At 62.5% G+C, this 9332-nt stretch carries 12 protein-coding genes; 10 read left to right on the forward strand and 2 right to left on the reverse strand.

All coding sequences use genetic code 11. The features are described 5' to 3' along the window. Positions 1 to 16 precede the first annotated feature (16 nt). Positions 17 to 1027 (forward strand): DNA-directed RNA polymerase subunit alpha, encoded by a 1011-nt coding sequence (locus GPJ75_RS11640; protein ID WP_163268224.1) that lies wholly within the window; start codon positions 17 to 19, stop codon positions 1025 to 1027. 40 nt (positions 1028 to 1067) lie between these two features. Further along, positions 1068 to 1499 (forward strand): 50S ribosomal protein L17, encoded by a 432-nt coding sequence (gene rplQ, locus GPJ75_RS11645; protein ID WP_163268226.1) that lies wholly within the window; start codon positions 1068 to 1070, stop codon positions 1497 to 1499. Between the two features lie 60 nt (positions 1500 to 1559). Here rplQ and GPJ75_RS11650 read toward each other — a convergent pair whose 3' ends face one another. Then, positions 1560 to 1910, reverse strand: coding sequence for a DMT family protein (locus GPJ75_RS11650; RefSeq protein ID WP_163268229.1), 351 nt, complete (start codon positions 1908 to 1910; stop codon positions 1560 to 1562). A 185-nt stretch (positions 1911 to 2095) separates the two neighbouring features. Here GPJ75_RS11650 and GPJ75_RS11655 point away from each other — a divergent pair, with 185 nt between their 5' ends. The 8 genes from GPJ75_RS11655 to GPJ75_RS11690 are packed head-to-tail and all read left to right on the forward strand — an operon-like array spanning position 2096 to position 8884. Beyond that, positions 2096 to 3577 (forward strand): DegQ family serine endoprotease, encoded by a 1482-nt coding sequence (locus tag GPJ75_RS11655; protein ID WP_163268231.1) that lies wholly within the window; start codon positions 2096 to 2098, stop codon positions 3575 to 3577. Between the two features lie 4 nt (positions 3578 to 3581). Then, positions 3582 to 4898, forward strand: a complete 1317-nt coding sequence (locus GPJ75_RS11660; protein WP_163268233.1) for a replication-associated recombination protein A — start codon at positions 3582 to 3584, stop codon at positions 4896 to 4898. A gap of 36 nt (positions 4899 to 4934) precedes the next feature. Beyond that, positions 4935 to 5768: an aspartyl/asparaginyl beta-hydroxylase domain-containing protein gene (locus GPJ75_RS11665; RefSeq protein ID WP_163268235.1), complete on the forward strand. Its 834-nt coding sequence runs from the start codon at positions 4935 to 4937 to the stop codon at positions 5766 to 5768. Positions 5769 to 5791: 23 nt separating this feature from the next. After that, positions 5792 to 6175 carry a fluoride efflux transporter CrcB gene (gene crcB, locus GPJ75_RS11670; protein ID WP_163268237.1) on the forward strand — a complete coding sequence of 128 codons (384 nt, stop codon included), beginning with the start codon at positions 5792 to 5794 and terminating at the stop codon, positions 6173 to 6175. Then, positions 6172 to 6669 carry a CrcB family protein gene (locus tag GPJ75_RS11675; RefSeq protein ID WP_343036185.1) on the forward strand — a complete coding sequence of 166 codons (498 nt, stop codon included), beginning with the start codon at positions 6172 to 6174 and terminating at the stop codon, positions 6667 to 6669. The genes crcB and GPJ75_RS11675 overlap by 4 nt, the downstream gene beginning before the upstream one ends. Further along, complete coding sequence (locus GPJ75_RS11680) at positions 6666 to 7004, forward strand: DUF190 domain-containing protein (RefSeq protein ID WP_163268239.1); 339 nt, start codon at positions 6666 to 6668, stop codon at positions 7002 to 7004. Before GPJ75_RS11675 ends, GPJ75_RS11680 begins: the two co-directional genes overlap by 4 nt. 45 nt (positions 7005 to 7049) lie before the next feature. After that, a complete protein-coding gene (locus tag GPJ75_RS11685; RefSeq protein WP_163268241.1) occupies positions 7050 to 8033 on the forward strand; it encodes an RluA family pseudouridine synthase in 984 nt (327 codons plus the stop codon). Positions 8034 to 8089: 56 nt separating this feature from the next. After that, positions 8090 to 8884, forward strand: coding sequence for an ATP12 family chaperone protein (locus tag GPJ75_RS11690; protein ID WP_163268243.1), 795 nt, complete (start codon positions 8090 to 8092; stop codon positions 8882 to 8884). 12 nt (positions 8885 to 8896) lie between these two features. Here GPJ75_RS11690 and GPJ75_RS11695 read toward each other — a convergent pair whose 3' ends face one another. Then, positions 8897 to 9253, reverse strand: a complete 357-nt coding sequence (locus GPJ75_RS11695; RefSeq protein ID WP_163268245.1) for a hypothetical protein — start codon at positions 9251 to 9253, stop codon at positions 8897 to 8899. Between the last annotated feature and the right edge of the window lie 79 nt (positions 9254 to 9332).

The raw sequence follows: 9332 nt of genomic DNA on the forward strand, positions 1-9332 counted from the left end.
ACGGAAGGAACGCCTCATGATCCAGAAAAACTGGCAAGAACTCATCAAGCCGAACAAGATCGAGTTCACGTCCAAGAACAAGACACAGACGACGCTCGTCGCCGAGCCGCTGGAGCGTGGCTTCGGCCTGACGCTCGGCAACGCGCTGCGCCGGGTGCTGCTTTCCTCGCTTCGCGGTGCTGCCGTTACGGCGGTGCAGATAGACGGCGTGCTGCACGAGTTCTCCTCCATCGCCGGTGTGCGCGAGGACGTGACGGACATCGTGCTCAACATCAAGGAAATCGCCATCAAGATGGAAGGCGACGGGCCGAAGCGCATGGTCGTGCGCAAGCAGGGCCCGGGTGCCGTCACCGCCGGCGATATCCAGACCGTGGGCGATGTCGAGATCCTCAACCCCGACCACGTCATCTGCACGCTCGATCAGGAAGCCGAGATCCGCATGGAGTTCACGGTCGACGCGGGCAAGGGCTATGTGCCGGCTGATCGCAACCGCGCCGAGGATGCGCCCATTGGCCTCATTCCCGTCGACAGCCTCTATTCGCCGGTCAAGAAGGTCTCCTACAAGGTCGAGAACACCCGCGAGGGCCAGGTTCTCGATTACGACAAGCTGACGATGACGCTGGAGACCGACGGCTCGGTCACTGGTGAGGACGCGGTGGCTTTCGCCGCCCGCATCCTGCAGGACCAGCTCGGCCTCTTTGTCAACTTCGAGGAGCCGCAGAAGGAGGTTCCGGCGGAGCAGGTTACCGAACTTGCCTTCAACCCGGCGCTTCTGAAGAAGGTGGACGAGCTCGAGCTTTCCGTACGCTCGGCCAACTGCCTGAAGAACGACAACATCGTCTATATCGGCGACCTGATCCAGAAGACGGAAGCCGAGATGCTGCGCACGCCGAACTTCGGCCGCAAGTCGTTGAACGAGATCAAGGAAGTGCTCGCCTCGATGGGCCTGCATCTGGGCATGGAAGTGCCCGATTGGCCACCGGACAACATCGAAGAACTCGCCAAGCGCTACGAAGACCAGTATTGACCCCAAGGGCAGCGCCCGCGGGATTTGAAGGAGACAAGCCATGCGTCACGGAAAATCCGGCCGCAAGCTGAACCGGACATCGAGCCATCGCAAGGCCATGTTCGCCAATATGGCGGCCTCGCTCATCGAGCATGAGCAGATCGTCACGACGCTGCCCAAGGCCAAGGAGCTCAGGCCGATCGTCGAGAAGCTGGTGACGCTCGGTAAGCGCGGCGGTCTTCACGCCCGCCGCCAGGCCATCGCCGCCATCCGCGACGAGGCCTTGGTTCGGCGTCTTTTCGATACGGTCGCCCCGCGCTACTCGGAGCGTCATGGCGGCTATACCCGCATCATGAAGGCGGGCTTCCGCCACGGTGATAACGCTCCCATGGCTGTGATCGAGTTTGTCGACCGGGACGTTACGGCCAAGGGTGCGGCAGACCGTGCCCGCACCGAGGCCGAGGCGGCGAGCGAGGAAGCCGAGGTGGCATGATCGTGCCGCATTTTCTGGCAAGATTTCAAGGGGCCCTCGGGCCCCTTTTTGTTTGTGCTTTCAGCCGATCGGCCCCTTGAAGATAAAGAAGGCTCCGAGACAAATGAGTGCAAAGCCGATTGCGTGATTGATCGTGAGCTGCTCGCCCAGATAGAAAATCGAAAAGACTGCGAAGACCGCGAGTGTGATCACCTCCTGCATGGTCTTGAGCTCAGCAGCGCTATAGACAGCATGGCCGTACCGGTTTGCGGGAACGGCAAAGCAGTATTCGATCAAGGCAATCGACCAGCTTGCAATTATGACCAGAAAGAGCGGCTTGGTTGTGAACTTCAGGTGGCCATACCACGCAAAGGTCATGAAAATGTTGGAGATCGCGAGCAAGACGACCGGCGTCAGATAGGACAGGATCATGGGGTCCTCGAAACCCCGGCCTCAAAGCCCGGGTGAAGCAAAATGTGGGGAAGGCATTCCACAGCGTACCCGCTCACAGTGCCCTTGTATCTGACACGGTACCGCGGGCGGAACGTTATGGCGGTCAGCCTTTTATTCTGCTCAATCGCGTGTGAAAAGGTGGCTTCATCAAAGCGAGAATCGGCATGAAAGGCACGATGGTTTCTTTGCTTCGTCTGTTCGTTCTGGTGGCATTTCTTGTCGCGCCCGCCCAAGCGCAGGATGCGCCGGCTGGAAGCCCGTCTGATGCGCTTTCAAGATTGCTGCGAGGAACAGATGAGAGCTCGCCTCCGTCCACTACAGAGGTGCAGCGCCGCATACCGTTCAGCCGTGGGGAAATCCAGCTTTCCTTCGCGCCTCTGGTGCAGGAGACCGCACCCGCGGTCGTCAATGTCTATGCCTCCACACTCGTTCAATCGCGCTCGCCCTTCATGGGAGACCCCTTCTTCGAGCGCTTTTTCGACCTCCCCCAAATGCCACCGCGCGTGCAGTCTTCGCTCGGTTCGGGCGTTCTGGTCGACCCTTCCGGCATTGTCGTGACCAACTATCATGTCATCCGCGAGGCCGACGAAGTGAAGGTCGCGATGGCCGATGGACGCGAGTTCTCGAGCAAGCTTCTGCTTCAGGACGAAGGGCTCGATCTGGCCGTTCTCAAGCTCGATGGGGAAGGGCCTTTTCCCGCCGCGCGGCTTGGCGATTCGGAAGCCGTGCAGGTTGGGGATTTGGTCCTGGCCATCGGCAATCCCTTCGGCGTCGGCCAGACCACCACCAGCGGTATCGTCTCCGCGCTTGCGCGCACGCTCGGCGGCGTTTCCGATTTCGGCTTCTTCATTCAGACCGACGCTGCCATCAATCCCGGCAATTCCGGCGGTGCGCTCATCAACATGGGGGGAGAGGTCGTTGGCATCAACACCGCTATTTACAGCCGCTCCGGCGGCTCCAATGGCATAGGCTTCGCAATTCCCGCCAACATCGTGCGCGCCGTGGTCGAGGCGGCCAAAAGCGGCGACGACTATTTCGCCCGTCCTTACGTGGGGGCGAGTTTCGATCCGGTGACCTCGAACATCGCCGAAGCGCTCGGCATGGAGCGTCCGGCAGGCGCTCTCGTCACCAATGTCGCGCCCGACAGTCCGGCCGCGCGAGCCGGTCTTGAGAGCGGCGATGTGGTGGAAACGGTGAACGGCAAGCGCATCGACAACCCGGAAGCGCTCGACTACCGTCTGGCGACGTTGCCCATGGGCGAGACCGCCGAGATCGAGGTTTTGAGAGGTGGCCGCCGGCAGCGCCTGGCCATGCCGATCGAGCGGGCGCCCGAAGGGAGCGGCCAGGAGATTGATATCGGCGGCGACGGGCCTTTCGCCGGGGCGAAAGTGGCCGCCCTTTCGCCCGCGCTGGCGCAGCGCCTCCGCCTGCCAGTCAACGAGAAGGGCGTGGTCGTGGTGGCGACAGCGCGTAATTCGCCGGCCAGCGGTCTCGGGCTCAAGGCAGGCGATATCGTGCGTGAGATCAACGGCGAAGAGATCGATACGCCGGAACGCATGAAGGCGGTCGCCGAAACCCAGTCCAGGTGGTGGCGTTTCTCCGTCGAGCGCAACGGACGCCTTATCCAGCAGATGCTGCGGTACTGAGACGATGGCTGATCTGTTCGAAAGCAAAGAACCTGCCGCAGATGTGGCCAAGCCGTTGGCCGACCGCCTGCGCCCTACCCACTTGGACGAGGTGGTCGGACAGGAGCATCTGACCGGCGAGGAAGGCGCGCTTACACGCATGATCCGCTCCGGCTCGCTCGGCTCGCTCATCTTCTGGGGTCCGCCTGGCACGGGCAAGACCACCGTCGCGCGGTTGCTCGCCGGCGAGACGTCGATGGCTTTCGAGCAGATATCGGCAATCTTCTCCGGTGTGGCGGACCTGAAGAAGGTGTTCGAAGGCGCGCGCTTGCGCCGCAGCCAGGGCCGTCAGACGCTGCTTTTTGTCGACGAGATTCACCGCTTCAACCGCGCCCAGCAGGATTCCTTCCTGCCGGTGATGGAAGACGGGACGGTGATCCTGGTGGGCGCCACCACGGAAAACCCGTCCTTCGAGCTCAACGCCGCCCTCCTGTCGCGCGCCCGTGTGCTCGTCTTTCATCCGCTCGAGAGCGACAGCCTGGCGCGCCTTTTGGAACGTGCGGAAGCGGCGGAAGGCCGCCCGCTACCGCTTGACGAGGAGGCAAGGGCGGTGCTCCTGCGCATGGCCGACGGGGACGGGCGTGCGGCGTTGAGCTTGGCGGAGGAGGCGTGGCGGGCAGCCCGCGACGGCGAGGTTTTCGATGCCGACGCCTTGCAGAAAATCGTCCAGCGACGCGCACCGGTCTATGACAAGAGCCAGGATGGGCATTACAATCTCATCTCCGCCCTGCACAAATCGGTTCGCGGCTCGGACCCCGACGCCGCACTCTACTATCTCTGTCGCATGTTCGATGCCGGCGAGGATCCGCTTTATATCGGCCGGCGGCTGGTGCGCATGGCGGTGGAGGACATCGGCCTGGCCGACCCGCAGGCGCTGGTGATCGCCAATGCCGCCAAGGATGCCTACGACTATCTGGGCTCCCCCGAGGGGGAACTCGCCTTCGCTCAGGCTTGCATCTACCTCGCCACGGCCCCCAAATCCAACGCCGGCTACTCGGCCTTCAAGTCGGCCATGGCCGCGGCCAAAGAGCACGGCTCGCTGCTGCCGCCGAAGCACATCCTCAACGCGCCGACAAGGCTGATGAAGGAAACAGGCTACGGCGAAGGTTACCAGTACGACCACGACGCGCCGGAGGCTTTCTCCGGGCAGGATTATTTTCCCGATGTCATGGGGCGCAAAACCTTCTACGACCCGCCCGAGCGTGGTTTCGAGCGTGAGATCCGCAAAAGGCTCGACTATTGGTCGAAACTCAGGCGAGAAAGGGCAGGGGGCAACACGTGACCAAACGTTCTTTCCTAATCAATTTTGAGCGAAACCATGAATAAGAAATCCATCAAGATATTGCGCAAGGCAGTCATCGCTGCGGCGGTGCTGGCGGTTGGGCTTTATTTCATCCCGATCATCACCCTCCTTTATCTCCTGTGCGGCATCGTCGACGTGCTGCGCAACGACCAAAGGAATGCCGCTCTCTTCAACCGCTATTTTCTTGGCAACGGCCTGTTCACCTGGCTTCTTTCACCATTCAACCTTTTTATCGACTTGATATCCTATCGAAATCGCGGCGTGTGGCAGCTCGAACAGTTCCCTGAGGCTTACCGGCGCGAGGTGGAGGAGGTTCTGGCGGTCTTCCAGGAGCGCAGAGACGAGATCATCGCCGACATCGACGCCAAATTCGAAAGTGGCCGGCGCGGCATGTATGTCTACCAGTGGTACGGCAAGCAGCACATCGACAACGTGCCGGCGTTCACGCACCGCTATAAATATATCCGCACGATCGCGGTTTCCGTCTTCAGCGGCCGGGAATCGACGTCGCTCCATTTCGGTCCGCTGAGGCTCACACTGCGCGTACTCTACAATCTGGTGCCGGTAAAGACGGACCAGGTTTTCATCGAATGCGGCAACGTCAAGCACTATTGGCACGAAAACCCGCTCTTCATCTTCGATGATACGCTTCTGCACCGCTCGGTGAACGAGTATGACGGGCGGCGCTACTGCGTCTTCATGGACATCATCCGCCCCTCTCCGGTGCCGCGCCTGCTTTCCGGCCTGCTGCGGCTCGTTTCGCTGCTGGTGGATGGGGTGAAGAGGGTGTTCTACAAGAACTGGATCATGATCGGTGCGAAGCCGCAGAGCGGCGCGCTGGCGGAATAGGCTGGCGAGGCGAGGGGAGAAGCATGTACCATCTGTTTCTCGTCTGCGTCGGCGCGGCCCTCGGCGGTATGGCCCGTTTTCATTTGTCGGGCTTCATCGGGCGCCGTTTCGGCGAAACCTTTCCCTGGGGCACGATGGTGGTCAACGTAACGGGGGCTTTTGCCATCGGTGTCGTCGCTGACGCGGTGATGCGCTACGACATGCCGGTCGTCTGGGCTTTCGTGATCACCGGCGGCCTCGGTAGCTACACGACCGTTTCCTCTTTAAGCTTGCAGACGCTGGCGCTGGCAAGGGAAGGGGACTGGCTGCGCGCCGGCGGCAATGTGCTCCTTTCGGTCGGGCTCACGTTCGCCGCTGCTGCCCTCGGTCTGGCTTTAGCCGGTCTTTGGATCGGCGAAAGGCCATGAAGAGGCGGACGGAGCCCCGGCCCGGCGAGACCGTTCTGCTTGGTCGGTCTGCCGAGCACCGCCTACGCCGGCAGAAAATGGCCGATACCTTACAGCTCTACGCTGCGGTGGCGGCCGGCAGCATGATCGGCGCCGCTCTGCGGGCGCTTGCTTCGCTTGGCAGCACGGCTCTATGGGGAGACGGCTTTCCCCTCGGCACGCTGCTTGTGAATGTGGCGGGTTCCTTCCTCATAGGTTTCTACGCGACGTTGACCGGCCCCGACGGCCGTGTTTTTGCCGGCGCGCGCCAGCGTCAGTTCTTCATGGCTGGTTTTTGCGGAGGACTGACGACTTTCTCCATGTTCAATCTGGAAACCCTCATGCTGGCGCGTGGTGGGGAACTGCTTGCGGCGGGACTCAATGTCGGGATTTCCCTCCCCTCATGGCTTGCCGCCGCCTGGCTCGGCCACATACTTGCAATGCGCCTCAACCGGTTGAGAGGATCTGAGCGATGAAAATACCCAAGCAGGCGCAATTGCTGCGCATCTTCATCGGTGAGGACGACAGGGCGGACGGCCGTCCCCTCTACGAGGTGATCGTGCTCAGGGCCCGCGAAATGGAGATCGCCGGGGCCACCGTCCTGCGTGGTGCCATGGGGTACGGCCATTCCAGCCGCCTCCACACCGCAAAGATTCTTCGTCTTTCGGAGGATCTGCCGCTGGTGATCGAGATCGTCGACAGCGAGGAGAAGATCGAGGCTTTCCTGCCCGTGCTGGAAACGATCATGACGAGCGGCCTGATTACGCTGGAGAAAGTTCAGGTCCTGCAATATGGAACGAACGGCGAATAATCTGAACACGGGCGTGGCTCCGTGGACGTGGCGACGATTGGATTTATGACAGGCGTAGAGCAGATTTCGGTAGAAGGCGGCGAGGCCGGTATGCGGCTCGATCGCTGGTTCAAGGTCCATTACCCGGGCCTCGGCTTCGTGCAGTTGCAGAAGCTCCTGCGTACCGGTCAGGTGCGTGTCGATGGCGGGCGGGCCAAGGCGGACACGAGAGTGCAGCCGGGCCAGACGATCCGCGTGCCGCCGCTGGGCATCGACCGCAAGGGTGCGCCGGCGACCATGCGCACTATCCGCGACCGCGGCGACGGCGAAGTGCTCCAGCAGATGCTGCTTCACGAGGACGAGAAGGTCTTTGTGTTCAACAAGCCGCCAGGACTGGCCGTGCAGGGCGGCTCCGGCGTCAGCCGCCACGTCGATGGCATGCTGGAGGCTTGGCGCAGCAAGAAGGGAGAGAAGCCGCGACTGGTGCATCGGCTCGACCGCGACACGTCCGGTGTGCTCGTCGTGGCGCGTACGCGCCTTGCCGCCGTAAGGCTCGGCGAGGCTTTTCGCGGGCGGGAGACGAAGAAGATCTATTGGGCGCTGGTGAAGGGTGTGCCAAAGAAGGCGCAGGATCGCATCTCGACCTGGCTCGTGAAAGAGGCGACGCCTGACGGCGACCGGGTGCGCGTGGCGCGCCATGGTGAGCCGGATGCCGACCATGCGGTCTCGAGCTACCGGGTGGTCGAAAAGGCCGGTACGGCGCTTTCCTGGCTGCATATGGAGCCTTTCACCGGCCGTACGCACCAGCTACGCGTTCATGCGGCATTCATTGGTTGCCCGATCATCGGCGACCCGAAATATTTCGAGGCGGAGCAGAACTGGGAGCTGCCAGGCGGCATCCAGAACCGCCTGCACCTGCACGCCCGCCGCATCGTCATCCCGCACCCGGATGGCGGCACGGTCGATGTCACGGCCGAGCTTCCGCCCCACATGCAGCAGAGCTGGAACCTGCTCGGCTTCGATCAGGCGGCGGACGAAGACACCGAGTGAAGAGGGTTTTGTTCTCTTGAGGTGACGGCCCGCCGCCCACCGCCTATATGAGTGCCATGCGCGATATTCTGAACGATCTCGACAACGACCCGTATCTTTCCGACCCTGACCCGGTGCGCCGCGCGCAGAAGCAGATGCGCGCACCGCTGCCGAAGCGATTCTATGCCAAGGCGACGGTGGCCGAGGAGGGCGAGGCGTACAAGGTCCTGCTGGACGAGCGGGCGGTGCGCACACCGGCTGGCGCGCATGTGGTGCTGCCCAGCCAGCAGGCCGCGCATCTGATCGCCCAGGAGTACGAGGCGCAAGGCGAAGAGATCGACCCTATGACGATGCCCGTCACGCGGCTCGTCAACACGGCGATCGACGGCGTGGCAAGCGATACGCAGGCGGTCGCCGAGGATATACTGCGGTTCGCCTCAAGCGACCTCCTGTGCTACCGCGCCGACACCCCCGATCGCCTGGTGGCGCTGCAGGCGGAGGCCTGGGATCCGGTGCTCGACTGGGCGGAGGCGGAGCTTGGCGTGCGCTTCGTGCTGGCAGAGGGGGTGATGCATGTCGAACAGCCGCGCCAGACGATCGCCGCCGTCGGTGCCCACCTGCGTCCGCGCCGCGAGCCGCTCAGGCTTGCAGCCCTTCATGTGATGACCTCGTTGAGCGGCTCAGCGCTTCTGGCGCTGGCGGTCGAGGCCGGTGCCGTCGACGCCGAAACCGCCTGGCAGGCGGCCCACGTCGACGAGGACTGGAACATCTCGCAATGGGGCGAGGATGCCGAGGCCGCCGCGAGGCGCGCGGCACGCAAGCGCGATATGATGGGTGCGGCGGCCCTTATCGAAGCGCTCGACGCTACCTGATCGTCCAGGCGGCTACCGCCCGAACGTCTGATAGAGCATGGCGGCTATCTCGCTTTCCAGCGGGAAGGACAGCATGCCCATCACCGAGTAGCCGAGCAGCCAGGGCATCAGGTAAAAGCGGACCATGAAGAAGAACCACGCCACATAGACCGGCACCAGGAAGCGGACCAGGAAGCTCGGTGTGACCGGCGCGAAAAGGCTGAGGAGTGGATCGGTCGCGCGCACGAAGAAGCGCATGAAAAAGAAGCTGGAATCTTCCGGAAGGAAGATGTTCATCGCCGCCCGCCCGATCAGCGTCCACATGACGACGCCCAATACATAGTCGATGACGATCACCCAAATGGGGAAGGCGGTCAGCGTCTGCTGCATATATTGATTTCCCTCGGCGCAAGTTCAGGGGCGGGAGAATGTCCCGCCCCTGATGATTTTGGCAAGCCGCCTAGCGGGC

It is taken from the genome of Chelativorans alearensis, from assembly GCF_010993735.1.
In the GTDB taxonomy this organism is placed as follows: Bacteria; Pseudomonadota; Alphaproteobacteria; order Rhizobiales; family Rhizobiaceae; genus Chelativorans; species Chelativorans alearense.